The sequence below is a fragment of the Gordonia rhizosphera NBRC 16068 genome, from assembly GCF_000298195.1.
Lineage (GTDB): Bacteria > Actinomycetota > Actinomycetes > Mycobacteriales > Mycobacteriaceae > Gordonia > Gordonia rhizosphera.
In genome coordinates this window covers 1-24,368 of the sequence record NZ_BAHC01000171.1, presented here as the reverse complement: position 1 = coordinate 24,368, position 24,368 = coordinate 1, and the positions used below count along the sequence as shown (strand labels likewise).

Annotated in this window: 26 protein-coding genes; 18 read left to right on the top strand and 8 right to left on the bottom strand. The window is 64.8% G+C overall.

Annotated elements, in window-relative coordinates; translation table 11 throughout:
• Nucleotides 1–121 precede the first annotated feature (121 nt).
• Together GORHZ_RS21215 and GORHZ_RS21210 are read left to right on the top strand one after the other, a co-directional pair.
• Entirely contained in the window at nucleotides 122–1,936 is a 1,815-nt protein-coding gene (locus tag GORHZ_RS21215; RefSeq protein WP_157205297.1) for an NAD(P)-binding domain-containing protein, read from the top strand.
• 230 nt (nucleotides 1,937–2,166) lie between these two features.
• The gene (locus GORHZ_RS21210) at nucleotides 2,167–2,718 is read left to right on the top strand and encodes a TetR/AcrR family transcriptional regulator (RefSeq protein WP_157205296.1); all 552 of its coding nucleotides are present in this window, start codon (nucleotides 2,167–2,169) and stop codon (nucleotides 2,716–2,718) included.
• On the opposite strand, the gene GORHZ_RS21205 is transcribed toward GORHZ_RS21210, so the two are convergent.
• The gene (locus GORHZ_RS21205) at nucleotides 2,702–4,156 is read right to left on the bottom strand and encodes an aldehyde dehydrogenase family protein (RefSeq protein WP_006336670.1); all 1,455 of its coding nucleotides are present in this window, start codon (nucleotides 4,154–4,156) and stop codon (nucleotides 2,702–2,704) included. The two genes, GORHZ_RS21210 and GORHZ_RS21205, sit on opposite strands and share 17 nt — an antisense overlap.
• A gap of 196 nt (nucleotides 4,157–4,352) precedes the next feature.
• Between GORHZ_RS21205 and GORHZ_RS21200 the strand changes: the two genes are divergently transcribed.
• A complete protein-coding gene (locus GORHZ_RS21200) occupies nucleotides 4,353–4,646 on the top strand; it encodes a hypothetical protein (protein WP_006336668.1) in 294 nt (97 codons plus the stop codon).
• Nucleotides 4,643–5,272, top strand: a complete 630-nt coding sequence (locus GORHZ_RS29665) for a TetR/AcrR family transcriptional regulator (RefSeq protein WP_006336665.1) — start codon at nucleotides 4,643–4,645, stop codon at nucleotides 5,270–5,272. The genes GORHZ_RS21200 and GORHZ_RS29665 overlap by 4 nt, the downstream gene beginning before the upstream one ends.
• A 9-nt stretch (nucleotides 5,273–5,281) precedes the next feature.
• On the opposite strand, the gene GORHZ_RS21190 is transcribed toward GORHZ_RS29665, so the two are convergent.
• The 3 genes from GORHZ_RS21190 to GORHZ_RS21180 all read right to left on the bottom strand — a co-directional run bounded on the left by GORHZ_RS21190 (nucleotide 5,282) and on the right by GORHZ_RS21180 (nucleotide 7,973).
• The gene (locus tag GORHZ_RS21190) at nucleotides 5,282–5,842 is read right to left on the bottom strand and encodes a DoxX family protein (RefSeq protein ID WP_040532811.1); all 561 of its coding nucleotides are present in this window, start codon (nucleotides 5,840–5,842) and stop codon (nucleotides 5,282–5,284) included.
• A 48-nt stretch (nucleotides 5,843–5,890) separates the two neighbouring features.
• On the bottom strand, nucleotides 5,891–7,057 hold the full coding sequence (locus GORHZ_RS21185) for a thiolase family protein (RefSeq protein WP_040532842.1): 1,167 nt from the start codon (nucleotides 7,055–7,057) through the stop codon (nucleotides 5,891–5,893).
• A 145-nt stretch (nucleotides 7,058–7,202) separates the two neighbouring features.
• On the bottom strand, nucleotides 7,203–7,973 hold the full coding sequence (locus GORHZ_RS21180; RefSeq protein ID WP_006336659.1) for an SDR family NAD(P)-dependent oxidoreductase: 771 nt from the start codon (nucleotides 7,971–7,973) through the stop codon (nucleotides 7,203–7,205).
• A 124-nt stretch (nucleotides 7,974–8,097) separates the two neighbouring features.
• On the opposite strand from GORHZ_RS21180, the gene GORHZ_RS21175 reads away from it, so the two are divergent.
• From GORHZ_RS21175 to GORHZ_RS21160, 3 genes are all read left to right on the top strand, one after another.
• Entirely contained in the window at nucleotides 8,098–8,403 is a 306-nt protein-coding gene (locus GORHZ_RS21175) for a hypothetical protein (RefSeq protein WP_006336658.1), read from the top strand.
• 194 nt (nucleotides 8,404–8,597) lie between these two features.
• Nucleotides 8,598–10,268: a thiolase C-terminal domain-containing protein gene (locus GORHZ_RS21170; RefSeq protein ID WP_006336656.1), complete on the top strand. Its 1,671-nt coding sequence runs from the start codon at nucleotides 8,598–8,600 to the stop codon at nucleotides 10,266–10,268.
• A 221-nt stretch (nucleotides 10,269–10,489) separates the two neighbouring features.
• Nucleotides 10,490–11,272, top strand: coding sequence for a TetR/AcrR family transcriptional regulator (locus GORHZ_RS21160; RefSeq protein WP_006336655.1), 783 nt, complete (start codon nucleotides 10,490–10,492; stop codon nucleotides 11,270–11,272).
• Between the two features lie 105 nt (nucleotides 11,273–11,377).
• Here GORHZ_RS21160 and GORHZ_RS21155 read toward each other — a convergent pair whose 3' ends face one another.
• A complete protein-coding gene (locus GORHZ_RS21155; RefSeq protein WP_006336654.1) occupies nucleotides 11,378–12,283 on the bottom strand; it encodes a VOC family protein in 906 nt (301 codons plus the stop codon).
• 216 nt (nucleotides 12,284–12,499) lie between these two features.
• Between GORHZ_RS21155 and GORHZ_RS21150 the strand changes: the two genes are divergently transcribed.
• The 5 genes from GORHZ_RS21150 to GORHZ_RS21130 all read left to right on the top strand — a co-directional run bounded on the left by GORHZ_RS21150 (nucleotide 12,500) and on the right by GORHZ_RS21130 (nucleotide 17,210).
• A complete protein-coding gene (locus GORHZ_RS21150) occupies nucleotides 12,500–13,378 on the top strand; it encodes an NAD(P)-dependent oxidoreductase (RefSeq protein WP_006336653.1) in 879 nt (292 codons plus the stop codon).
• Nucleotides 13,379–13,615: 237 nt separating this feature from the next.
• Nucleotides 13,616–14,482, top strand: a complete 867-nt coding sequence (locus GORHZ_RS21145; protein ID WP_006336652.1) for a mycofactocin-coupled SDR family oxidoreductase — start codon at nucleotides 13,616–13,618, stop codon at nucleotides 14,480–14,482.
• Nucleotides 14,483–14,536: 54 nt separating this feature from the next.
• Nucleotides 14,537–14,728 carry a ferredoxin gene (locus tag GORHZ_RS21140; RefSeq protein ID WP_006336651.1) on the top strand — a complete coding sequence of 64 codons (192 nt, stop codon included), beginning with the start codon at nucleotides 14,537–14,539 and terminating at the stop codon, nucleotides 14,726–14,728.
• Nucleotides 14,729–14,749: 21 nt separating this feature from the next.
• Entirely contained in the window at nucleotides 14,750–16,111 is a 1,362-nt protein-coding gene (locus GORHZ_RS21135; protein WP_006336650.1) for a cytochrome P450, read from the top strand.
• A 205-nt stretch (nucleotides 16,112–16,316) separates the two neighbouring features.
• Complete coding sequence (locus GORHZ_RS21130; protein WP_006336649.1) at nucleotides 16,317–17,210, top strand: LysR family transcriptional regulator; 894 nt, start codon at nucleotides 16,317–16,319, stop codon at nucleotides 17,208–17,210.
• Between the two features lie 40 nt (nucleotides 17,211–17,250).
• On the opposite strand, the gene GORHZ_RS21125 is transcribed toward GORHZ_RS21130, so the two are convergent.
• Nucleotides 17,251–17,718: an SRPBCC family protein gene (locus GORHZ_RS21125; protein ID WP_006336639.1), complete on the bottom strand. Its 468-nt coding sequence runs from the start codon at nucleotides 17,716–17,718 to the stop codon at nucleotides 17,251–17,253.
• Between the two features lie 54 nt (nucleotides 17,719–17,772).
• Entirely contained in the window at nucleotides 17,773–19,011 is a 1,239-nt protein-coding gene (locus GORHZ_RS21120) for a cytochrome P450 (RefSeq protein ID WP_006336638.1), read from the bottom strand.
• A 490-nt stretch (nucleotides 19,012–19,501) separates the two neighbouring features.
• On the opposite strand from GORHZ_RS21120, the gene GORHZ_RS21110 reads away from it, so the two are divergent.
• From GORHZ_RS21110 to GORHZ_RS21085, 6 genes are all read left to right on the top strand, one after another.
• The gene (locus GORHZ_RS21110; protein WP_006336636.1) at nucleotides 19,502–20,269 is read left to right on the top strand and encodes an HpcH/HpaI aldolase family protein; all 768 of its coding nucleotides are present in this window, start codon (nucleotides 19,502–19,504) and stop codon (nucleotides 20,267–20,269) included.
• 57 nt (nucleotides 20,270–20,326) lie between these two features.
• Complete coding sequence (locus GORHZ_RS21105) at nucleotides 20,327–20,518, top strand: ferredoxin (RefSeq protein ID WP_006336635.1); 192 nt, start codon at nucleotides 20,327–20,329, stop codon at nucleotides 20,516–20,518.
• 31 nt (nucleotides 20,519–20,549) lie between these two features.
• A complete protein-coding gene (locus GORHZ_RS21100; protein WP_006336634.1) occupies nucleotides 20,550–21,530 on the top strand; it encodes a phosphotriesterase family protein in 981 nt (326 codons plus the stop codon).
• On the top strand, nucleotides 21,527–22,756 hold the full coding sequence (locus tag GORHZ_RS21095; protein WP_006336633.1) for an NAD(P)/FAD-dependent oxidoreductase: 1,230 nt from the start codon (nucleotides 21,527–21,529) through the stop codon (nucleotides 22,754–22,756). The genes GORHZ_RS21100 and GORHZ_RS21095 overlap by 4 nt, the downstream gene beginning before the upstream one ends.
• 59 nt (nucleotides 22,757–22,815) lie before the next feature.
• On the top strand, nucleotides 22,816–23,784 hold the full coding sequence (locus GORHZ_RS21090; protein WP_006336632.1) for a zinc-binding dehydrogenase: 969 nt from the start codon (nucleotides 22,816–22,818) through the stop codon (nucleotides 23,782–23,784).
• A 165-nt stretch (nucleotides 23,785–23,949) separates the two neighbouring features.
• Complete coding sequence (locus GORHZ_RS21085) at nucleotides 23,950–24,141, top strand: hypothetical protein (protein WP_006336631.1); 192 nt, start codon at nucleotides 23,950–23,952, stop codon at nucleotides 24,139–24,141.
• Between the two features lie 24 nt (nucleotides 24,142–24,165).
• On the opposite strand, the gene GORHZ_RS21080 is transcribed toward GORHZ_RS21085, so the two are convergent.
• The coding region (locus tag GORHZ_RS21080; protein WP_006336630.1) for an Rv3169 family protein at nucleotides 24,166–24,368 on the bottom strand (203 nt) is incomplete at its 5' end.

Sequence of the window (24,368 nt, the reverse complement as noted above, 5' to 3'; positions counted from 1 at the left end):
GATGGGCGGCGATGTGCCGACGCTGGTTAAGTATTCTGAACCATGGTTCACAGTCTACCGCCAGGTTCGCGCACGATCGGTCGAATCGAGTCGATGAAAGGACCCACTCATGGTGGATGTCATGACCGAACCGGGTCAGGTCAACGAGAGTGCCGCAGATCTGAACGGCACTGAAGCGAACGACGCAGGGGAGACAGGCGCAGTGGTGGCGGCCCGGGACTGGGTGGACACGCTGAACGTCGCGATCGGCGCGAGGGATTCAGATGCGCTGACCGCACTGTTCTGCGAGGACGCGACCTGGCGTGACTTCATGGCATTCCGATGGGACTTCGTCAGCAAGGTCGGCCGCGGCGCCGTTGTCGCTGCGTTGCTGGAATGGGCAGAGTCCTGCGACGCAACGGGATTCACCCTGCACGATCAACTGCCGCCGGTAGTCGGCGACGGGCAGATCGAGGTGTTCTTCGACTTCACGACGTCGAACCGCATCGACCGGGGATATGTGCGGCTCGTCCGCGCCGGCGATGGCTACGCGGCCATGACCGTTCAGTCGCAGATCACGGAGATCGAGGGGCATCCCGAACTCGTCAACCGGCATCGGTCCGAGGGCAAGGTGTACGGAATCGTGCCCGGGCGCAGTCGTTGGCGCGCGGATCGTCAAGCCGAGGCAGCCTTCGAACAGGACGAGCCCGCCGTCCTGATCCTGGGCGCGGGCCACAACGGCCTCGCCGTCGCCGCCCGACTGGCGGCCCTCGATGTCCCGACACTCGTGGTCGATCGGCACGCGCGGGTCGGTGACCAGTGGCGCAACCGGTACGAGGCGCTGGCTCTGCACAGCAGCGTCTTCGGTGACCACATGCCCTACCTCCCGTTGCCGCCGACGTGGACTGCTCACACACCGAAGGACAAGTTTGCCGACTGGCTCGAGTGCTACTCGACGCTGATGGACGTGAACGTCTGGACCGGCACCGAGTACCTCGACGGGGACTACGACGAGGTCGCGCAACGATGGACGATCCGGGTGCGGCGCGAGGACGGCACCATCCGCGAGCTTCGTCCACGGCACTTCTTCGTCGCCGGCGGCATGTTCGGCGCCCCCAAGGTGCCCGACATCTCGGGTATCGAGACGTTCGCGGGCCGGTACATGCATTCCGACGCGTTCAAGGATGGCGCCGACTTCGCCGGGAAGCGGGCCTTGGTTGTCGGGTCCGGGGTCAGCGGACATGAGATCGTCCAGGACCTCTACGAGCACGGTGCTGACGTCACGATGGTCCAACGAAGCTCGACCTACGTCGTCACCTACGACTCCTACCACCGGTTCGGCAACTCGCTGTTCGGGGAGGAGATGACGTTCCCGGTCGAGTATGCCGACCAGGTCAACAACTCCAGTCCGTGGGTCAGGAGTGTCCCGGGCTTCAAACGCGTCGTCGAGCAGAGTGCCGAGGCCGATCGAGACCTTTTGGACCGCCTGCAAAGCGCGGGATTCAAGCTGAACTGGGGCCCGGAGGGAACCGGCGTCGTCGGAGCCCATCAGTCCGGGTACGACGGCTACCAGATCGACATTGGCGCGTCGCAGTTGATCGCCGACGGTCGGGTGAAGCTCAAGCAGGGCGTGGAACTCGCTTCCATCGACCAGCACACCGTCACGTTCACCGACGGCTCGACGCTCGACGTGGATGTCATCGTCTTCGCCACCGGCTACCACCAGTTCTGGGGCCACATGGGGCCGAGCCTCGGTGCCGCGGCAGCGAAGATCGACACGGCATACTCGCGTGCCGCCGACGGTGAGTACGCCAACACGTGGCGACGCTCGGCGCAGCCCGGGTTGTGGTTCGGTTCCGGCTTCATCCGGATGGCACGCTTCTACTCGCGATTCAGCGCGTTCCTGATCAAGGCCATCGAACTCGGCATCGAACCCATCGATCCAGACCGGCGGTAGATCCCATTGGCCACGAACCCGTCTCAGGGGTCGAATTCCGGCCAAGACGACGAAACCCCACCAGCGGGACGACATTGATCCGGGCGGACGATACGCTGTGAATGACAATTTCCGTCAGACATGAGGGTGGGATGAACTCGAATCAGGTGACCATGTCCTCTTTGTGGTCGGGGACCGCGGATGGGACCGCAAGCCGCCAGCAGCGTCGGCGCGATCGCAAACTGAACGAGATGATGTCGTTGACCGCGCAGATGATCGCCCAGCGCGGCTATCACCTCACCAACCTCGATGACATCGCGGAACAGATGGACCTGTCGAAGGCCTCGATCTACCACTACTTCGACGGCAAAGAGGCGTTGGTGATGGCGACGCTGGAGTCCTGCGCGACGTATGTGGAGCAGAGACTCACCGAGACCGCGGCGCGCGAGGGCACGTCGGCGGAGCGGCTCGAGAACCTGATTCGCACACAGATCGAACTGATCTCGGTGGAGAACGTCGACATCGCCCGACTCTTTCTGCAGTCGTTCGACTGGCCGCCGTCGATCGGGGATGCAGTGCACGAATGGCAGCGTCGTCACGGACGGATCTTCCGCGAGGTCATTCACGCCGGGATCGAGTCCGGGGAGTTTGTCGTGCGCGATGAACGGATCGCCTGCATGGCCATCCAAGGAGCGATGAACCTCGTGCCGGTCTGGTACGGAAACGAGCTGGCGCGCGGTGACACAAAGGTTCTGGACGACATCACGGCTTCGCTGATGCGCATCGTCATCGCCGCCGGCTGATGCTCTGATCGGATCGGGATCGTCGACGGTCTGTAGCTGACCGGCGGAGCATCTTCTCACCACGTGTGGTGAAGGGCGGCCAGGCCATCCGGATCAGCTTGTCGGAGACGTTGTATCGACGGAACGCGGACCGTTCGTGGCTGAAGACCCGGAGGCTGCTCTCGCCGTGGTAGGTGCCCATTCCGCTGGCACCCACTCCGCCGAAGGGCAGATCGGGTATCCCCAACTGGAGCATGACGGCGTTGAAGGTGACCGAACCCGAACTCGTCCGGGTGAGCAGCGCTTCGCGGGTGGACGAGGAGGTGGTGAACGCATACATGGCCAGCGGCTCGCCGCGGCTGCGGATCGTCGTAATCGCCTCGTCGAGACTGTCGACGGTCACGATCGGAAGGATCGGGCCGAAGATCTCCTCGGTCATCACCGGCGAGTCGGGGGCGACATCGGTGAGCACGGTCGGCTCGAGATACCGATCGTCCACATCGTGGCGGCCACCGACGACAACCGTTCCCGAGCCGAGCAGGTCGATGAGACGCCGGGTGTGGCGCGCGTTGACGATCCGGCTGTAGTCGGGATTCGAGCGGGGATCGTCACCGTACATCCTGCGGAACGCTGCACGGAGCGAATCGACGAGCCGGGGTACGACATCCGGCGTGGTGATCACGTAATCCGGTGCGACGCAGGTCTGTCCGTTATTGGTGGTCTTTCCCCAGGCAACCCAGTCGGCGGCCTTGTCGAGCGGGAAGGAGTCATCGATCCACACGGGGGATTTGCCGCCGAGTTCGAGGGTGACCGGGGTCAGCGTCCGGGCGGCGGCCGCCATCACGATCTTGCCGACCGTCTCGTTCCCGGTGAAGAAGATGTGGTCGAATTTCTGGTCGAGCAGGTCGGTGGTCGCCTCGACCCCGCCCTCCACCACCCTGACGGCCTCGGCATCGAGATACTCCGGGAGCAGCGCTGCCAACGCGGCCGAGCTGGCCGGTGCCAGCTCACTGGGCTTGAGGACCACCGCGTCACCCGCCGCGAGCGCCCCGATCAGCGGCATCAGGGACAGATGGATCGGATAGTTCCACGGGGCGATGATCAACACGGTGCCCAACGGCTGCAGGTGAATCCGTGACTGTCCCGGACCCATGGTCAGGGGTGTCCTGACCTTCCGGTCCCGGAGCCACTTGCGCAGGTGCTTCTGCACATGTGTCAGTTCGTTCTTCACCGAGATGATGTCGGCCATGTAGCCATCGATCGGCTTGCGACCGAGGTCGAGCGCAAGGGCTTGTTCGAGTTCGGTGCTGCGCTCCTCGAGCAGTCGCTGCAGGGCCTGCAGTTGTTGCTGCCGCCAGGCGAACGTACGGGTGCGTCCGGTGTCGAACGCGGTCCGAGCCCCGTCGACGATATCCCCGGTCGAGCCGGTGGCCGCCGATTCTGACGACATCGTTCGCATGAATTCGCTCCTCAGTGGTCCAGACGCGCCCGTACGTGCCGTAGGGACCGAACCTAGTCGAATGGTCGTTCATCTGTCCATAACATCGTTCAAACGCGAACCCGGCACTTGCCGACCATGATGGTCGGTATTATCTTCATCACAGAGAGTCGGTCGTCGCGACAGACTCACAGAGCCCGATGCACAAGGAGCGAGAGTGACCACCTCCGATCTCGAATATCTGCGCGGCGACGATGCACGTCGTTTGCCGGACCTCACAGTGATCCGCGCGGATGACGACCCGTTCGAGTCCCTGGTGACACCCGAGGAATCACCCGTCGACATCTACTGCGACCTGTCGGATCCCGTGGGGGTCGAGCGCGCCCTCTACGAACTCGGCACAGGGTGCGATGCGCTCATCCACATCGACGGTGTTCCGGGTGTCCCCGGCGTTCTGCCCATGGGGATCCCGTGCTCCGGCACCGCCAACCCCGAGATCGGGTGGCGATGACGGAGGTCTCGGCGGCTCCGCGACCCCGGGGGCGCCCCCGTGACGCGGACGTCGACCACCGGGTGATGGACGCGGCCCGGACGATCTATCGCGAACGAGGTTGGGCCGGATTCAACTTCGGCGCGATCGCGAAGGCCGCACGGGTCAGCAAGGATTCTCTCTATCGTCGGTTCGACTCGCGGGAGGATCTGCTCGTGGCCGCGCTCACCGTCCCGCCGGCCGATGTCCAACTCGACGGTCATGGTGACATCCGAGGACGCCTGATCGCCATGGCCGCTGAAACACTGGCGGGATTCGCGCTTCCCGACGGGATGATCATGTTCCGGGTGTTCGTGGAGTCCGCGTCGAACCCCGAATTGCGCGACGTCTACCACAGCCAGGTGGCCCTGCCGCATATCAAGAACGTGCGACGAGCAGTCTCCGAGGCCATTGCGGATGGGACGCTGCCCGAGATCACGAATCCCACCGTGTTCATCGATGCCCTGTTGGGCGGCCTGGTCATGCACGTCATGGTCACGCCCGCACATCTGCGCGACCAGATGATGGAGAAATCGGATCAGTTCGTGCGCGATCACGTCGACCTGCTGCTCAGAGGTGCCGGATACCGCGGCGGGGACGCAGACTGACGCCGGCGGTCACACGCTCGCATCCGTGGTGTTGACGACCGGCTCGGCGGACTCGTCGAGAGTTGCCGAGGTGTCCGGTGGACGATGGAACGCCACCAGTTGAGCGGCCGCGCCTCCCAGACCGAGCCCGGCCGCAATGGCTGCACCCTTGAGGCCGGCGAACCGACGATCGATGCCGAGCCACCGGTCGGCACTCCACCGGCCAGGGCCGAGCTCTGCCAGGACCACTGACGCCGTAGCCAGATTGGCGACGTATTCCCAGCCCTCGCTGGTGATGAAGAACCCGTTCCGGACGTGCACCGACCGCGCCGCAACGCTCATCGTGCCCACCACGGCGGCCGCGGCGACCGGAGTGCCGAGGCCGGCCAGCAGAGCCGCGCCGGCGCCGACCTCCACCACTGCACTTGCCCACGCCTGCATACGCGCCTCGCGGAATCCGATGGACTCGAACCACCCGGCCGTCCCGTCGATGCTACGGCCGTGTTTGACTCCGTGGGCCACCATCGTCGAACCGATGGCGCCACGCAAGAGGAGCGGGGCTATGGAGTGCCGGCGATCTTTCGTCGTCATCGTTGTGATTCCCTCTCTGTAAACCTCGAAGCTGGTCCACCTCGTCGATCAGACCTCGACGACCACCGCGCCGCCCTGGCCACCACCGGCACACATCGCGGCGACACCGATCCCGCCTCCACGCCGCCGGAGCCCATGGGTGAGTGTGGTGAGCATGCGCGCGCCGCTCGCGGCGATCGGGTGGCCGAGACTACAACCGCTGCCGAAGATGTTCACCTTTCCGTCGTCGATGCCGAGCTCCTGGCACGCGGCGACCGGGACCGACGCAAAGGCCTCGTTGATCTCCCAGAGCGCGACGTCGGACAGCGAGATCCCCGCCCGCTTCAGGACGAGCGGGATCGACACGATGCCGCCGTCGCCGGTATATTTCGGGTCCACGCCGATCGCGCCCCAGGCTCGGATGGTGCCGAGCGGCTGTAGGCCCTGTTCGGCCGCGTACGACGAGGACGTCAGGGTCAAGGCGGCCGCCGCATCGTTCATGCCGCTGGAGTTCGCGGCGGTGATCGAGAATGCGTCGATCTCGGGATGCAGTGGTTTGAGGGCTGCTGCCTTTGCCAAGGACGTGTCGCGACGTGGGTGCTCGTCGATAGCGAATTCGACGACGCTGCCGTCGGGGCGGGTGACCTTGAGCGGAGTGATCTCATCGTCGAAGACACCCGCGTCGATCGCGGCGATCGCACGTTCGTGGGAGCGCACCGCCCAGGCGTCCATCTGTTCACGCGTCAGGCCGTACTTGACCGCGAGGTTCCATCCGACCGAGACGCTGGTGTCGTCGGTCGCCTCCGCGGTGTACGGGAAGGTCGGCGGGATTCGCCGCTGGGTCTCGTCGGTGCCGGGCACGCGCCAGGTCAGCGCGGGGCCGGTGGAGAAGGAATGGACACCGCCCGCGACGACGACGCGGTCCATCCCGGACCGAATCGAGCCCGCGGCATTGCCGACCGCGGTGAGGCCGCCCGCGCAATGCCGGTTCACGGCCTGGCCGGGGACCTGCGTCAACCCCATTGCCGCAGCCGCATAGCGGGCGAGATCACCGCCGCCGTAGAGGGATTCGGCGAAGATGACGTCGTCCACGGATTCGCCGGGGATTCCGGCGCGGCGAATCGCCTCGGAGAGGATGTGAGTCGCCAGTTCCTCGGCGGGAGTGTCTTTCAATGTTCCTTTTCGCGCAGTGGCGATGGGGGTTCGGACTGCGCTGACGATGACGGCCTCGTTCAACTGATTCCTCGATTCACTGAGCGGTCTGCTGTCGGTGCTGAATGCCTGAACCATAGTTCAGGGAGCTGAACAGCACAATGCTCTGTTAGTCTGCCATTCACGGATGCGAGCAGATCATCCGAGGTCCTGGCCCGTTCACCAGCGATCAGCTCGTCGAATATCCACCGTTGATCGGGATGGTCTGGCCCGTGGTCCAGCCGCCGCCGTCCGACACCAACCACAGAACCGCGGCGGCGACATCGTCCGGCATGCCGAGGCGACGAACCGGATAGCGACGGGCGTGGGAGGCGAGGGCCTCGGAGTCGGCGGAGTCGGGTGCGATCGTGCCGAGCGACAACGAATTGCAGGTCACCCCGGACGGGCCGAGTTCCTTTGCCAGTGAGCGCATCAACGACGCCCCAGCGGCCTTGGACGCGGCATACGCCGCCATCTGCGCCTCACCGGTCCGGCCCGAGTCGGAGGAGATCGTGATGATCCGGCCCCAGCCGAGCCCGGTCATTATGGGGATCACCTCTCGACAGAGGTGCATCACCGCGAAGGTGTTGAGCCGGAACATGCTCTCCCACTCGGCCGGATCGGATTCCGAGAACGGTGTGAGCGGTATCCCGGTCACCGGGATACCGGCGTTGTTCACCAGGATGGATATGGATCCTGATGATGTGTGGATCTCGCGAACGATCCGGGCGACAGCCTCGGGATCGGTGACGTCACCCGCGGCGGCGATCGCGTGCCCGCCGCGCGCCGTCAGCTCCTGCGCCACATCCTCGGCGCGGTCCGCGTGGACATCGTTGACGGCGACGTGGGCGCCATTGCCGGCGAGTCGGGCGGCGATGGCCGCCCCGACTCCGCGGCCGGCGCCGGTCACCAACGCGACCCGGCCCGCGAGCATGTCAGTTCGCGTGTTGTGATCGGTCATCTTCAAGCCTCCTCTGTGTTAGAGTACAAAAAAGTGAACTACTGCTCAGTAGATTGATCGCAATTGTAAGAATCGATCGGACGAGTGAGCGTGAGCCCTCGAGCGAAGGAATGGTGAGACGCATATGGCCGAGTACAAAGTGGGCGAGCGGTTGCGAAGCCGGGTGTCGAGCGTGAGTCTGGTGGTGGTTCGGGTTGATCGCCCCGACATCGAGATCACCTGTGGCGGAGAGTCCGTCGCCCGTTCCGGGGACGAACTGACCACGTCGGCGGTGGCCGCCGACGGTTTTGCCGTCGAGATGGGCAAACGCTATGAGGACCCCGATGGCACCGTCGAGGTGCTGTGCGTGGCTGCGGGCGCCGGAGAACTCGCGGTCAACGGAACTCCCCTGCAGCTCAAGACGCCGCGGCCGCTGCCCGCGTCGGACTGACCATCTGGCATGCCGTGGAGTGATCAAGCGAGTGCTCGAGGTGATTCCCGACTGACCACCTAGGTGTCGAGATCGCCGTCCCCGACGAGAACGATGAACTGCCCGGATGAACACCGGGAAACGCGTACGCCGTCTGCTCGCCGACCACAGTGTCGGCACCCTCGATGGCCTCCTCCAACTGAAAGTGCGATCACATGACCGAATCGTCCGGCCGCGTTCTCCCGCTTGTCCTTCCGGAGACCGAGTTCTACTGGACCTCGGGCAAAGACGGGCAGTTGCGCATCCAGGAATGCCTCTCCTGTAGCTCGCTGATTCACCCGCCGAAACCGATCTGCCCGTCGTGTCGCGCCGCCGAGACGCACGAGCGCATCGTCTCCGGAAATGGAATCCTGTTCGGCTACACTGTCAATGAGCGTTTCGGACTACCCGGTCTACCGCCTCCCTACGTGGTGGCGGAGGTGGCGCTCGACGAGGATCCGCGAGTGCGACTCACCACGCGGCTGATCGACTGCGATGCCGACGCGATCGAGCTCGGGATGCCCGTCGAGGTCGTGTTCGAGCAGTCGGACGACGTGTGGTTTCCGCTGTTTCGACCAAGTACCGACGACACCGTTGCCCGCGAACTCCCTGACGACGAGATCGCGCCGGAGGACTACGCACGCCACGTGCGACCGATGGTCTCAGCGGACAAGTTCGAGGACAAGGTGGTGATCAGCGGGGTCGGTGCCTCTGAGATGGGTCGGCGGTTGATGCGCAACCCGCTCGCCTTGACCATCGAGGCGTGTGAGCGGGCGGTTGCCGACGCAGGGCTGAGCTTCGACGACATCGACGGATTGTCGACCTATCCGGCGGGTGGTGTGGAGAGCGGCCACAGCGAGGGAGGGGTGACCGCTCTGGAGTCGGCGCTGCGGATCCGGCCGACCTGGTACAACGGCGGCGGGGAGACCTTCGGGCCCGGTGGCTCGGTGATCGCGGCCATGCTGGCCGTCGCGTCCGGTCTGGCACGACATGTACTCTGCTTCCGGACGGTGTGGGAATCGACTCGCGGACAACTGGTCCGAGAGGGCCGCCTACCGTCTCCGGGTGACGGCCGGGTCGCCGGACTGATGGGCTGGTCGTTGCCGTTCGGCGCGGTATCGGCGGCGCACACCCTGGCCCAGTCCGCACACCGCCATTTCCACAAGTACGGCACCACTCGGGAGACACTCGGATGGATCGCGCTCAACCAGCGCGCGAACGCGGCGCTCAATCCCACCGCGATCTACCGCGACCCGTTGACGATGGACGAGTACCTGTCGGCCCGCACCATCACCACGCCGTTCGGGCTCTATGACTGCGATGTGCCGTGCGATGCGTCGGTGGCGGTGATCGTCTCCGCGGCCGACACGGTGCCCGACCTGGCCAAAGCGCCGGTTCGGGTCGAAGCGGTGGGCACGCAACTCATCGAGAAGATCGACTGGGATCAGAGCACCTCGACCCACGAGCCGCAGGTGCTCGGGCCGGCGGCACACCTGTGGACGCGTACCGACCTCCGTCCTGCCGACGTCGATGTCGCCGAACTCTACGACGGGTTCACCTTCAACTGTGTCTCGTGGATCGAGGCGCTGGGTTTCTGCGGAATCGGCGAGGCCAGGGACTTCCTCGACGGCGGTCACACGATCGCTCGAGGCGGGGTGCTGCCATTGAACACTCATGGCGGCCAGCTCTCCCACGGTCGGACTCACGGGATGGGCCTGATCCACGAGGCGGTCACACAATTGCGGGGCGAGGCCGGGGTGCGTCAAGTGGACGGAGCGCGGGTCGGAGTGGTCAGCAGTGGAGGGCTCACTCCCAGCGGGGTGATGTTGTTGAGAGCCGAGTCATGAGCCCCACGGAGACACCGAGACACGCGGTGTAGGAGCAGGCGGCAGGCGCGTGCTCGGGTCGGGCCACCCGAATGCCCATGACCTGCACGCTCAGGGTTGCGCGGCGGCGAGGTTGCTGCCGCGTATGCTGGATTCAACACAGTTAGTAGTGGTTCAGTTGGGTACACAGCTGTTCGTTCGGTCGGTGGACATGCAGGCTGGTGGTAGGAGGCGAGAACGGAATGGCGAAGGCGAAGACAACGACGACGGCCAAGACAGCGACGACCAAGGCAGCGACGACCAAGGCAGCGACGACCAAGGCAGCGACGACGTCGAAGCGCGCGCAAACCAAGCCCGATGCCGCGGTCCCCGACACGCCGAGCCCACGTGAGATCCGTCGCCAGCAGCGGATCGACATGTCCCGTGAACAGATCCTCGACACCGCTGAGGAGTTGTTTGCCGAGCGCGGGTATCACGACACGGGCCTCAAGGATGTCGCGTCCCGGTGTGAGTTCTCCGTGGGCTCGATCTACACGTTCTTCGAGAGCAAGGACGACCTGTACGAACAGGTACTGATGCGTCGCAGTATCGCGGTCGACTCGATCCAGAACAGTATCCCCGACGACGTGCCGGCCGATGAACGGCTGGTGCGCCTGGCGCAGATCCAGATCGACCACGCGCTGAAACATCCCGCGTGGGGCGCGTTGTCCGCGGAGATCTCGCGCATGGCGCGATCCCGGGGTGCGGTACTTCCGGATGCCTGGATTCACTACAACAAGCGCGTGCTCGGCTATCTCTCCGACTTGATCGAAAAGGGGCAGGCCGACGGTACGTTGCGGCCGGGTTCCCCGATTGCCCTGGCACGCCTGTACTTCGCGGTCGTCTCGTCGTTCATTCTGGTGTCGACGGTGTCGAAGACGACCGACGAAGAGGGTTGGCCCACCGATACCGAAGAGTTCCTCGAGTTCGTCCACGACACGTTCAGCGCGCGGCCTCATCACATCAAGGAGTGGTTGCGCGAATGAGGCCTGAGTCCCTGAAGACCTCACGGTATCGGGCGGCCATCGACGCCACGGTTTTCGCGCACTGCTCACGTGTGGACTTCAGGGGCGGTCGCTGAGGCCCGCAGACTACGACGTGTACGTCCCGCCGGGGATCAGGCGATCGGTCCAGCGGAACACCGCACCGTGCGTGGTGCGTGGGTCGCTCAATACGGTGTGCTCGTCGCGGGCGACGGTCCGTATACCCTTTGACTCGAGATAGATCTCGGCCTTGTCGAGGTCGGCCACCCGGAAGCAGGCAGCGTGGTGAATCTCGCCGCTCGACCGGAAATCGTCTGCGGCGATGGTGTCCTCACGGATGGGTCGGGATGCCTGGATGACGGCATCGCCAACCTTCACATAGATGTCATCGGTGCCGGTGAGTTTCGAGGAGGATTCCTCGAGGAGGTCGCCGTCGAGCAGGTCGACGAAGACCTTCTTCGCTTTCTCGAGGTCGTCGGTCAGCACGGTGGTGTAGGACAGCCCGTAGAGCCCGAGGGGATGGTTGTTCACCCACCAGAGTGGGTCGTAGCCGCTCTGCTGGCGCGGGTCCGCATCGGCGAAATCGCAGGGCGGCTCGATTTCGAGCTGTGCAATGGTGTCGCGTGGGTGGGTGAACAGCGGCGCGTCGTATCTCGGTAGCGTGTCGGCCTTCGCCCCGGCGGATCCCAGAATGCGGATGTTGTTGTCGTGCAATTTCTTCCAGTGGGACATGGTTTCGTCCGCGTACCAGGAGATCGAATGCCAGTGGTCGCCGAACCGGTTGTAGAACCTGCCGAGCGGGTAGGAGTCCCATCCGTCGACATGGAATGACGGCGCGACCGTTTCGATGACGATGTCGCCGACAGTCAACAATGAGGCGTCACGCAACTCCATGTCCAGGAAGTCGTTGTCCATCCAGCCTCGCTTCACGCCGAACACGTCGTCGTACCAGGCGTCGAGGGCGGCCAGGTCGCCCGTCATGTGGATGAGGTGAGAGATCTTTCCAAGTGTCATGTGGCGGACCTCCTGTGTCGCCTGTCGAGAGCTCGGATTCGGAGTCGTTCAACTCCCTGAGCATCCGTTCATCAAACTGTACGGCAAATACTGCCGATTGATCTAGTCATGCAATCACCGTAACGTGAATGGAATCACAGGCACGGCGTCGCCGGTTGGGGGAGGTTCTCCGCGGCTGCGCATGAATCCGGGCACTCACGACGAGAGGGTATTTCGATGACCGAGGCGGCGACCGACAGCGTGACATCGACCACGAGCGAGTCCGAGACCCTTCGTGTCGGGTTCATCGGGCTCGGCAGCCAGGGCGGTCCCATGGCGCGGAGGATCATCGCGGCCGGTCATCGGGTGACGCTATGGGCGCGACGCCCGCAGACCCTGGAGTCGTTCGCCGAGACCGCCGCATCAGTCGCGGAATCGCCCGCCGAACTGGCGCGCATGAGCGATCTGGTCTGCGTCTGCGTGGTGGACGATGCCGGTGTGGAGGCGGTGCTGACCGGGCCCGACGGTGTGTTCGAGGGCATGAAGGACGGGGGCGTGGTGGCCATCCACAGCACGGTGCACCCGGCCACCTGTGTGCGGATGGCCGAGATCGGCGCCGCGCGGGGTATCACGGTCATCGATGCGCCGGTCAGTGGTGGCGGTCCGGCGGCAGACGCCGGCCGATTGCTCGTGATGGTGGGCGGCGATGCGCAGGCGGCCGAGCGGTGCTCGCCGGTGTTCCGCACCTATGGTGACCCGGTCGTACACCTTGGCGATGAGGTCGGCGCGGGCGAGGTCGCGAAGCTGCTCAACAACGCGCTGCTGGCTGCCCACCTGGAGGCCTCCGCTGCGATCCTCGATATCGGTCGATCGCTGGGCGTCGATCCTGTGCGGGTCGGTGAGGTGATCTCGCACGGAACCGGTGCGAGCTTCGCCATGTCACTGTTGGGTCCGAGGGGGGGTGAGTTCGGGACACTCGCCACAACCGCCGGTCCGTTGTTACGCAAAGACGTTGGCATCCTCGCAGAATTATTGGGAGACAACGAATTCGGGAATGGACCGTTGTGGGATGCCGCGGATGGGGCCCTCGGTCGGATGGGTGCCCCGCGCAGCTGACCGAGACGGCGGAGAACTGGAATGAACTTATGTTCAATCTACTGATCCCATTGTGATATGAATCGAATAGCTGTACCGTGGTGATCGATATCTCAGTCCGCGCCGTGCCGATGGCGGGTTCGCGCCCATCATGGAGCACCCGAACCGGAGTAGACGCGGCATCGCATTGGCGCTCGACAAACCCCAGGCCCGCGAGGTGCTTTACGGATTGACGACCATCAACAGGAGGAACATCAAATGAGTCAAGGACGAGTCGAGGGCAAGGTCGCCTTCATCACCGGTGCAGCACGCGGGCAGGGACGCAGTCACGCGGTCCGTCTCGCCGAGGAGGGCGCCGACATCATCGCCGTCGACCTCTGTGAGGACATCGACAGCAACGGATATCCGCTCGCTCGGCAGGAGGATCTCGAGGAGACCGCCCGCCTCGTGGAGAAGTACGACCGGCGGATCGTGACGGCCAAAGCCGATGTCCGCGAACGGGCCCAGCTGGCCGAGGCGGTCAAGAACGGTGTCGCGGAACTCGGGCGCCTGGACATCGTGGTGGCGCAGGCGGGGATCGCGCCGATGGGGTCGAACGGCAACGTGCAGGCCTGGCTCGACGTCATCGATACCAACATGCTCGGCGTGTTCAACGCCATTCACGCAGCGGTACCGTACCTGCAGGAAGGTGCGTCGATCATCGCGACCGGTTCGGCGGCCGCGTTCATGGACTTCGACAACATGCCGGCTCCCGGGGCCGATCCGGGTGGTCAGGGATACACGGTTGCCAAACTGGGTCTGTCGAGCTACATTCACGAGCTGGCGCGAGTGCTGGCGCCGAAGATGATCCGTGCCAACGTGGTTCATCCGACCAACTGCAACACCGACATGCTGCAGTCCGAACCGATGTACAAGGCATTCCGTCCCGACCTCGAGCACCCCACCGCCGAGGACGCATTGTTGGCCTTCCCAGAGCAGCAGGCCATGCCGATCCCGTGGATCGAGCCGGTCGACATCAGCAATGCCGTCGTCTACCTTGCCTCCGACGAGTCGCGCTACGTCACCGGGACACAGATGCGGGTCGACGCGGGTTCGTATCTGAAGTTCCACAGTTTCCATGTCTGAGTTCGTTTCCGATTCCACACGGACTCGCGTCGAGCCGAGTCAGAAGGGCAGATCATGAAGGTCCGAGTAGATCCCGACCAGTGCCAGGGGCACACGCTCTGTTGGATGGCGGCGCCCGACATCTTCACCCTCGATGATGTCGACGGTCATGCCACGGCTATCGACGGGGAGATCCCGGCCGATCAGGTGGCCGGCGTTCGCAACGCGATGATGTCGTGCCCCGAGCGGGCAATTGTAGAACTATAGTTCACCGAAGGTTTGAAAGAGATGACAACAGAGAACGTGGACACACGTCCCGGAACCCGACAGTGTCCGGTCAAATTCGACCGTCATACCACGGACTTTCGTGATTCCTTCGTCGAACTGACAGAGGAACTGCACCGCGATTGTCCGATCGCCTGGTCTGACTCCTACGGCGGATACTGGGTGGCCAACGACATGGCGCAGGTCTTCGAGATCGCGCGGGATCCCAAGTTGCTCTCGAGCGACTACGACCCCAAGGGAGAACGGACAGGCTATCAGGGAATCCAGATCCCGAATCAGCCCGGCGAGCGCCACCGGAGCGGCTTCATCGAGATGGACCCGCCGGAACAACAGGACTACCGAAAACAGCTGAACCCCTATCTGTCTCCCGCCGCGGTGGCCCGATGGGTCCCGATCATCGACGATCTGATCCGGGCGTGTCTCGACGAGGTGATCGAGACGGGGAAGATCGACTTCATCGACGACCTCGCGAACATCGTCCCGGCGGTGGTCACCATGGGACTTCTCGGAATGCCGTTGCAGGACTGGTCCGTCCACTGTGAACCGGTGCACGCCTCGGTCTACACCGATCCGACCTCACCGGAGATCTTCGACGTGATCACGCGCCTTCGCGAAGCGGAGGGTCAACTCGACGCGTGGATTCACCGGATCCGGGAGAATCCGCGCCCCGGCCTGATCAATGCGCTGAACTCGCTGGTGGTCGACGGCGCTCCCGTCGACCACATGGACGTGTTCGGCGCCTGCCAGTTGCTGATCGGCGGAGGGTTCGACACGACGACGGCACTGACCGCACACTCTCTCGAGTGGCTTTCGGAGAACCCGGACAAGCGCCGCCTGCTCCACGAGAACCTGGACACGATGCTCGACTCGGCCACCGAAGAATTCCTGCGCTTCTACACGCCGGCCCAGGGCGACGGCCGGACCGTGGCCGTCGATGCCGAGATCGACGGTGTGCGGCTGCGCGAGGGTGACCGGCTGTGGCTGTCATGGGCCATGGCGAATCGTAACCCGGAGATCTTCCCGAATCCCAACGAGATCGATCTGGAACGATCCCGCAACCGGCACGCGAGTTTCGGGCTCGGAGTGCACCGATGCATCGGATCGAATGTTGCGCGAAAACTGTTCAAGCGCATGCTGGTTCAGGTTCTCGATCGGATGCCCGACTATGTGTGCGATCCGGACGGGGCAATCCACTACCCATCGATCGGATTCATCAACGGTATGAAGAACCTGCCCGCGACGTTCACTCCGGGCAAGCGCATCGGTGAGGGTCTGGAGGCGACGATCGAGCGGCTGCAGACCGTGGTCGACGAGCAACGGCTGGCCGAACCGGTCACCAGACACAAGGACGCCGCGAAGATCTGACCCGCCGTCGACCGACGTCCCGGGCATCGCAGCCGCCGATGGCCCGGGCGTCGGCCGACACGCGACGTTCTCATCCCCAGGCGGTGGCGCTGGCTACGGTCAGGCCCGCTGCGATCCTCGGAGGATGTTCAGTCCGGTACCCGTTGTGCAATCGGTGATGGTGTGCCGCGTACCGACGCGGCGATGAGAACAGGACCACTGAGCGGTGAATACCAGAGACCTGCACTACTTCGTCGTGGCCGCCGAGGAACTCCATTTCACGCGTGCCGCGGAGATCCTGTTCATCACACAGCCGGCACTGAGCAAACAGATCGCGAGCCTCGAACGCGAACTGGATGCGAAACTCTTCGTGCGGGGTCGCGGTGGGGTGACCCTGACCAAGGCCGGTGAGTCCCTGCTGCCCTACGCACGGCAGATCATCGACCTCGACCAGGAGGCGCGCGGCGCGATTCGGAACTCGCTCACTGCTGCGGGCAGACTCACGCTCGGCTTCTGGCTCGCGCCGGGACAGGATCTGCTGAAGCAGATCATCACATCCTTCGCCGCGCGACACCCCGAGACTCATCTGGAGTTGCGTCGTGTGGACTGGGCACACCATGGAGCCGGTGTCGAGAACGGCGAGTCCGATGTCGGGCTCATCTGGTTGCCACGCGGCGGTCGTCTGACTGGGCTGCGGTGTCATCGACTCGGTCCGGAGAAAGTACTCATTGCCATGTCGACGGACCACCATCTCGCCGATCGGGCGACGATCGGGCCCGAGGACCTGGCGGGTGAGACTATCTTCATGGTTCCCACGACCGGTGGCGTCACCGCGCCGCGCGGTGCGGGCCTTGGCCGTGTCCGCACGCGGGTGGTTACGACGATCGACGAGACGCTCGTGGGTATCGCGAGCGGATTGGGCATCTGTGCCTTCACCGAGTCGGTGGCGCGATGGTATCCGCATCCGGGCGTGACGCTCGTCCCGTTCGAGGGTGCCGAGCCCGCCGAGTACTGCGTCGCCTGGCGGGAGGAAGACGAATCCCGCTCCGAGGTACGCGATCTCGTCGCAGCCATCGTGAATTCCTGGAAGTCCGTGACAGAGACCGCATCGAACGCATGACCCGCCGATGCCACTCCTGCGTCGGCGGTCCGGTGTCACGTCACCCGTTGAGTGCTTTGGCCACCGCTGAGTGGTAGATGTCGATGTACTTGGGTTCGAATGACCCGATGAGTCCGGGCGGTAGATCCGAACCCTTCGGCACCTCCACGGTCATGCTGCGATGGAACAGGGTGACGTCCTCCCCGGGGCAGGAGAACGTGTAGGAGATGGTCATGATCCCGTCGTGGCCACCGCTGCCATCCTCTCGACTGTGCGCGAGCTTACCGACAGACTGGAAGACCCACCGCCACGGACGCACCGCGGTGATCAGGCGCCACGTGTACCGGACCGGACCGGTGCCCGCTTCGTGCCATTCATCGCCCAGACGCAAAGGCAATTCCTCGACACCCTCGATCATTTCGCTCCCCGGATAGACCCTGACCCAGTTGCGGGGGTCGGTGACGAAGTCGTAGACCTCCGCAGGCTTATTGGGAAACGCTGTCTCGGAGCTGACCTGGAGAATACCCACTTCAACCGTCCTGTTCGATGATGGTCTGGTCGGTGAGGTGACCGAATATGGTTGTCAGAGAGTGCTGTTGATGACGATAGGCATCTGGCTGTACCCCCATTGGAAGGTTGCCGGGAGACGAACCGCCCGGTCGACGTCGATGTCGTAGTCGTCGACGCGTGCGAGGAACTCTTCGAGGATGATGCGCTCCTCGAGCCTCGCCAGGTGGATGCCGATGCAGAAGTGCTGTCCGAATCCGAAGGCGAGCGTCCGCGGAATCGGCCGGTTCCATCGGAATTCGTCCGGATCATCGAACTCGCGGGGATCCCGGTTTGCCGACTGCGTCAGGTAGACGACGCGCTGACCGGGCTGGACCTCCTGGCCGGCGACGACCGTCTCCTCGCGAGCGGTGCGTCCGAACCACTGTGCGGGACCGCAGAATCGGTTCATCTCCTCGGCTGCCACGGCACAGTTGTTCGGCAGGTCCGAACGAACCTCGGCGAGTTGATCCGGGTGGCGCTTGAGTTCGAGCAACCCGTGTGCGACGACCTTGGGCAGTGTCTCGGTGCCGCCGACCATGACGCACATCAGGTTGGCGGCGATCTCCATGTCACCGAGTGCGCGGCCGTCCACCCGGAGATCGAGCATCCCGTCGACGAGAGGCCAGCTTCCATCGGCGCCCTGCGCGCGGCGCGCGGCAACGAGGGGACGGACATACTCCAGGAGCGCGATCTGGTATTTCGGGGCCCGGATGAAGCCGTCGCTGTTGGTGCGGGTCATCGCGTTGATGTTGTCCAGGACGGTCGTGGCCTCGGTGAGCGGGATGTGGAAGAGCCGGCAAATCGTCGATGCCGCGATGACGCCGGTGAACTCGTGGACCAGGTCGAATCGCTTCGTGTCGATGGCCTCGTCGAGTCTGCTGCGCACCATCGTTCGGATGAAAGGTTCGAGCTGCTTCACATGCCCGGGCCGGAGCTGCTTGCCGTGGGCCTGCCGCACGAGTTCGTAGGTCGGTGCGCCGAAATTGAGATGGGAGCCGAGCATCGGGCTGGTCGGAGGGTCGATGGTGGGACCAGCATTATGCTCGAGCAGCTCAGGGCGGTTGAACACCGAACCCTCGTTGGTCACGAAGACGTTGGTGGGTTGGGAGAGAAAGTCGATGGCGTCCTGGAAACGCGAGAGGAAGAAGGTGTCGTACTTCTCCACGTAGTAGACCGGAAAGCGCTCGCGCAGGATCTGGTAGTACGGGAGCGGATTGCTCATCACGTCGGGCGAGAACGGGTCGTACACGAACTCGTCAACGGTCTGGGTCACTGTGGGACTCCTTGTCGGTCACGATCGGTCGGCGCCACCGGCCGCGGGTAGGAGAGAGCGAGGATGTCATCGTCGTCGTAGTGGCCTGCCACTCGCGGGTGCTGTTCTGTCAGATGCCTGTTGACGTCGATGACAAGGTCTTCCGGCGTGGTGGAGGTGATCTCGAGCCCGCACGGGCAGCGCACTGCCACGGCGATTGCCGGCCGCCGTTCGATCCCCCCGGTAGGGGATTCGCCGATACTCATGAGATTCCTCAGGGGAGGTCGTCCGTGGCCGCACGAATGGCGGCCCGAGCAACACTATGGGCCGTCGCCGCCGGGTATGTCCAAGAACCGGGGCGATAACCGACGGTTATGGATGTCGCCCGCCGCTCCATAACCGATCGGCATGCAAAGTGGTATTGGAGAGACCGGTGTCCACGCGGACAGAATGGTGACGGCCGACACCGGCTCGGGCCGTCGCGGATTGACCGGATTGAAGGGGTGTATCGATGAATGTCATCCAGAAGGCTCTGGCCGCGGGCCGGCCGACGTATGGCATCTGGATGACCGCGCCGTCGAACATCTCGGCGGAGGTGCTCGGGCGCGGGCCGTGGGACTGGATTCTCCTCGACATGCAGCACGGAAGTATCGACGCCGGCAACCTGCTGCCGATGATCCAGGCGGTAGAACTCGGCGGCGGTGCCACCCTGGTCCGGGTCGCGGTCAACGAGCCCAGCCTGATCATGCGGGCATTGGATCTCGGTGCGATCGGGGTTGTCGTGCCGATGGTTTCCACTCCCGAACAGGCACGGGCCGCCGCCGACGCCACCAGATATCCGCCGCTCGGCACCCGTTCCTTCGGGCCCATCCGCAACTTCTACGGCGTCGAGGCCGCGTCCGCGTCGACCACCTGCCTGGTCATGATCGAGACAGTCGAAGGACTCGACAACGTCGAGGCCATCGCGGCGACTCCGGGAGTGGACGGCCTTTTCGTCGGCCCGATGGACCTGGGGCTCTCGCTCGGGGAGGGACTCGATGGCGCCACACCGGGCAACCGGGTCGTCTCCGAGGCCATCGCGAGGATCGTCGCAGCCGCCGACGCGCACGGCATCTTCGTCGGCGTCGCGGGAATGGGCGCCGAGCACACCGAGGAACTCCTCAAGGCCGGGGTACGCCTGGTCACGATGGGTAGCGACATCGGCTATCTCAGCGCTGGTCTGTCCGTCGGCGCACGGCGGATCGACGGTTGGAACGACCGGTTCCGGAACGTCCGCTGACAACCCACCTGCATGCCCGCGATCTGTCCCGAGCCACCACCGAGCGAACGAGGAACCATGAAAGTCACTGTCGACTGGGATCTGTGTGACGGTAACGGCGTCTGCGCGATCGAGGCACCTGCGGTCTTCGAGATCGATGACGACGACGAACTTCGGGTACTGCGCGAGGAGATCGTCGCCGACGACCACGCGTCGGTCGAATCCGCGGTGCGGGTCTGCCCGAAACGTGCGCTCCGCCTCGAGTCCTGAACCGAACCCGCGCGCCAGCGAGAGGAATACGATGTCGACCGTCGAGACCGTCCGAGGGCCGGTGGCCCTGGATCACTTGGGTCCCACGCTCATTCACGAACACCTGATTTCGATCTCCACGGAGTTCGAGAAGTTCTATCCCGAGCTCTGCTGGAGCCTGCCGCGCGCGGAGGTTGTCAACACCGTGACGGCTGCCGTGCAGGCTGTCCGCGATCGGGGGATCACCACGATCCTCGACTGCACCGCGTATTTTCACGGCCGGGACATGGACTTCGTGCAAGAGGTCAACGAGCTTGTCGACATCAACCTCATCGTCTCGTCGGGCATCTACACCTTCGACTACCTGCCCTACAATCTCGCACGGCGAGCGACCCGGGATCCCGAGAAGGACGTCCTGACCAAGATGTTCCTGCGGGACATCAGGATCGGTATCGGAGACTCGGGTGTCAAGGCGCAGTCGATCAAGGTGGCGACCGACCTCGAGGGCATCACTGAGAACAACGAGCGCATCCTGCGCACCGCGGCGTGTGCTTCGGGACAGACCGGTGTCCCGATCACGGTGCACACGCACCCGGCCGATCAACTCGGTCCGCGCATCCAGAAGATCCTGGCCGAATACGGCGCCGACCTCACCAAGGTCGTCATCGGCCACAGTGGCGACACCGCCGACCTCGACTACCTCCGCAGCATCATGGACGCCGGATCGATGGCCGGCTTCGACCGGTTCGGGCTCTACCTCCCTGATACGACGACCATGGAGGAGCGGCTCGACACGGTCGCGACGCTGTGTAGCGAGGGCTACGCGGACCGGATCGGACTCTCGCACGACACGATGGGGTACTCCGATTGGGGTCCTCCGGGATTCGCCGCCAAGCGTTTTCCGACGTGGGTGTTGACCCACGTGTCCGACGTGATCCTTCCGGGATTGCGGGAACGCGGGGTCGGTGACAAGGACATCGAGACGATGATGGTGTCGGCGCCGGCCGCGTTGTTCGACGGGATCACGGGATGACCGGAACCGTCCCACCGATTGCGGTCGTCGGGGCGTCCCTGGCCGGTCTCACGGCCGTGCAGACCCTGGTCGAATCCGCCGATGTCTCGCGTGTCGAGGTATTCGGTGCCGAGCCACATCTGCCCTACGACCGGCCCCCGCTGTCGAAGGAAATCCTCAAGGGCACTTGGGACGTGGAGCGGTGCAGCCTGGAGGCCGTGGACGACGCCCGGGTGACCTGGCACACCGGCACGAAGGTCGTCGGTCTCGGCCTTACCGGTCGTCCCCGACTCCGGTTGCAGGACGGCGCCATTCGAGAGTTCGATGGAGGTGTCGTGATCGCCACCGGGGCGGCGCCCCGCACCTTGCGAGGTGCCGACCTGCCGGGTGTCCACGTCATCCGTTCGCTGGACGACGCGATCGATCTGCGGGCCGACCTCGATCGCGGACCGTCGAATGTGGTGATCGTCGGTGGTGGCTTCATCGGCGCCGAGGTCGCAGCTGCCTGTGTGGAGCGCGATCTGGCGGTGAGCTTGCTGGAGGCCCAGGATGCACCTTTCGAGCGGGTGCTGGGCGCCGAGGTCGGCGAGGCCGTGATCACCGAGCATCGCCGTCGGGGTGTCGACATCGCGACGTCGACGTCGGTCGTGGCGGTCCGTGGCAGCGATCGCGTCGAGGCCGTCGAACTCGTCGACGGATCGATCGTCGCCGCCGACGTCGTGGTCCTTGGACTCGGGGTCACTCCGTGCACCGACTGGCTCGAACACAGCGGAGTTCGGGTGGACAACGGCGTCGAATGCGACGCCACGTTGCTGGCGGCCCCGCGTGTCGTCGCGGCCGGCGATGTTGCCCGGTGGCCGAACCATCGATTCGGCGAGTACCGCCGGGTCGAGCACTGGGACAACGCCATCCGCCAGGGCAGGCATGCCGCCCTGCGCCTGCTGGCCGAACACGGCCGCGGCAGCGCAGAACCCTTCACCACCGTGCCGTGGGTCTGGTCGGATCAGTACGACAACAAACTGCAGGTGGTCGGGTCCACCTTCGACTTCGACGAGGCGGTGATCGCGCACGGGTCGGCTGAGGACCAGCGATTCGTCGCGCTGTACCGGCGTGGAGACCAGCTCGTCGCGGCCGTCGGATTCAACCACGCCAAGCTGGTGACTCGCTATCGGCGCCTGCTGACCAATCCGGTGCTGTGGAGCGATGCCCTCGCCGATGCGGGGCTGTCCGGAGTGGTCACCGGCTGAGCCGACCGAGTTGACACCAGCCTCGCCGGACACGGCGAAGACGATTGGAGGGTTGATCCATGTGGGCCCAGATACTCAGCGCACCATACCGATTCGAGAAGGTTGAGGTCGCCGCACCGGACGCCGCGGACCTCGGCCCCGGACAGGTCCTGCTGGCGACCAAGGCCGGCGCGATCTGCGGCAGCGACCTACCCAACTTCCGTGGTGCGCCCTTCCCACATCCCAAGAATGGGGGCCAGTGGGTGACCAGCGCACCTGGATTCCCGATGCACGAGGTGGTCGGCGAGGTGATCGCCAGCAACCACCCCGAACACCGCACCGGTGACCTGGTCGTCGGGTGGGCATCGGGTTTCGATGCCATCGCCGAGGTCATCGTCAGCGACGGCGACGGACTGGCCGGTTACGATACATCGCTGACACCCACCACAGCGGTGATGCTGCAACCACTGGCCTGCGTGCTCTACGCCGCCGAGCAACTCGACGACGTCACGGGAAAGACGGTTGCCGTGGTCGGCCAGGGGCCGATCGGATTGCTGTTCAGCCATGTGCTCAAGAGCCGTGGAGCGCTTCACGTCGTCGGCGTCGACCGGGTGGACAGGAGCGACGCGGGCACGACCTTCGGTGTGGACGAGGTGGTCACCGCGAGCGCGAATCTCTGGGCCGGCTCGCTGCGCGCCAAGGAACGTCCGCAGGTCGTGGTCGAGGCGGTGGGTCACCAGGTCACCACCATGAAGAACTGTGTGGATGCCGTCGGATTCGGCGGTGAGGTCTTCTACTTCGGGATTCCCGACGACCTGGTCTACCCGTTCGACATGATGACCTTCCTCCGGAAGAACCTCACCCTCCGATCTGGCGCGACGCTGGAACGCCGACGGGTCCTTGAGGACGCGAACGTCTATCTGGCCGAGCACCCGGGCCTGCGCGACGCCTACGTGAGTCACGTCTTCGGGGTCGGAGACGTCGAGGGCGCCTTCCACGCCGCCGCGAATCCCCAACCGGGCCAGTTCAAGATCTCGATCGAGATGTGACGCGAGAAGACGCCGGATCGTCGAGCGTGCGCACCTGCGCGTCGAGCGTGCGCACCTGCGTGTCGAGCGTGCGCACCTGCGCGTCGAGCGTGCTCACGGGAACGTCGATCGTGCACGCCCCACCGTCGATCGTACTGTCGGTGAAGCCGCTGCCGTAGATCTCGGATGACCATAGCCCGCTGCTGGGCGGGGTTCATGGCGCCGGTGCGCACGCTCGACGCGCCAGCGCGCACGGTCGACGTCGGGCCGCGCACGATGGACGTCTCGGTGCGCACGCTCGATGGTTGGGCGCGCACGGTCGACGGTGGGCTAGGGAGCGCTGGTGAGCATCTTCGGGCACCCCCCGAGGCGCGGTGATCCCGCGTCGTCGGCTCTCCCGCGTCAGAGGTCCGAAAGGGCGCTGTGGTGTCCGTCGGCGGTCTCCCGAACACCCTCGGCCTCCGCGGGTGCGCCGTCGAGAAAGTCCCGGAATCCGTAGCGGCGCAGTGGTCCGACGGCCAGCTGTTCCAGCACGCCGAGCCCCTGGCGCCCGTTCCATGTCGCCCGGACCAGCTGCTGTACGTGAAGATTCTCCGGGATTAGCC

What these genes read in the sequence shown, in the direction of transcription:
- GORHZ_RS21135 (WP_006336650.1), top strand. Translation starts at nt 14,750, where the DNA reads ATGACAACAGAGAACGTGGACACACGTCCCGGAACCCGACAGTGTCCG.
- GORHZ_RS21105 (WP_006336635.1), top strand. Translation starts at nt 20,327, where the DNA reads ATGAAAGTCACTGTCGACTGGGATCTGTGTGACGGTAACGGCGTCTGC.
- GORHZ_RS21175 (WP_006336658.1), top strand. Translation starts at nt 8,098, where the DNA reads ATGGCCGAGTACAAAGTGGGCGAGCGGTTGCGAAGCCGGGTGTCGAGC.
- GORHZ_RS21180 (WP_006336659.1), bottom strand. Translation starts at nt 7,973, where the DNA reads ATGACCGATCACAACACGCGAACTGACATGCTCGCGGGCCGGGTCGCG.
- GORHZ_RS21170 (WP_006336656.1), top strand. Translation starts at nt 8,598, where the DNA reads ATGACCGAATCGTCCGGCCGCGTTCTCCCGCTTGTCCTTCCGGAGACC.
- GORHZ_RS21100 (WP_006336634.1), top strand. Translation starts at nt 20,550, where the DNA reads ATGTCGACCGTCGAGACCGTCCGAGGGCCGGTGGCCCTGGATCACTTG.
- GORHZ_RS21205 (WP_006336670.1), bottom strand. Translation starts at nt 4,156, where the DNA reads ATGCGAACGATGTCGTCAGAATCGGCGGCCACCGGCTCGACCGGGGAT.
- GORHZ_RS21190 (WP_040532811.1), bottom strand. Translation starts at nt 5,842, where the DNA reads ATGACGACGAAAGATCGCCGGCACTCCATAGCCCCGCTCCTCTTGCGT.
- GORHZ_RS21210 (WP_157205296.1), top strand. Translation starts at nt 2,167, where the DNA reads ATGATGTCGTTGACCGCGCAGATGATCGCCCAGCGCGGCTATCACCTC.
- GORHZ_RS21085 (WP_006336631.1), top strand. Translation starts at nt 23,950, where the DNA reads ATGACCATAGCCCGCTGCTGGGCGGGGTTCATGGCGCCGGTGCGCACG.
- GORHZ_RS21160 (WP_006336655.1), top strand. Translation starts at nt 10,490, where the DNA reads ATGGCGAAGGCGAAGACAACGACGACGGCCAAGACAGCGACGACCAAG.
- GORHZ_RS21095 (WP_006336633.1), top strand. Translation starts at nt 21,527, where the DNA reads ATGACCGGAACCGTCCCACCGATTGCGGTCGTCGGGGCGTCCCTGGCC.
- GORHZ_RS29665 (WP_006336665.1), top strand. Translation starts at nt 4,643, where the DNA reads ATGACGGAGGTCTCGGCGGCTCCGCGACCCCGGGGGCGCCCCCGTGAC.
- GORHZ_RS21140 (WP_006336651.1), top strand. Translation starts at nt 14,537, where the DNA reads ATGAAGGTCCGAGTAGATCCCGACCAGTGCCAGGGGCACACGCTCTGT.
- GORHZ_RS21155 (WP_006336654.1), bottom strand. Translation starts at nt 12,283, where the DNA reads ATGACACTTGGAAAGATCTCTCACCTCATCCACATGACGGGCGACCTG.
- GORHZ_RS21145 (WP_006336652.1), top strand. Translation starts at nt 13,616, where the DNA reads ATGAGTCAAGGACGAGTCGAGGGCAAGGTCGCCTTCATCACCGGTGCA.
- GORHZ_RS21150 (WP_006336653.1), top strand. Translation starts at nt 12,500, where the DNA reads ATGACCGAGGCGGCGACCGACAGCGTGACATCGACCACGAGCGAGTCC.
- GORHZ_RS21090 (WP_006336632.1), top strand. Translation starts at nt 22,816, where the DNA reads ATGTGGGCCCAGATACTCAGCGCACCATACCGATTCGAGAAGGTTGAG.
- GORHZ_RS21215 (WP_157205297.1), top strand. Translation starts at nt 122, where the DNA reads ATGACCGAACCGGGTCAGGTCAACGAGAGTGCCGCAGATCTGAACGGC.
- GORHZ_RS21110 (WP_006336636.1), top strand. Translation starts at nt 19,502, where the DNA reads ATGAATGTCATCCAGAAGGCTCTGGCCGCGGGCCGGCCGACGTATGGC.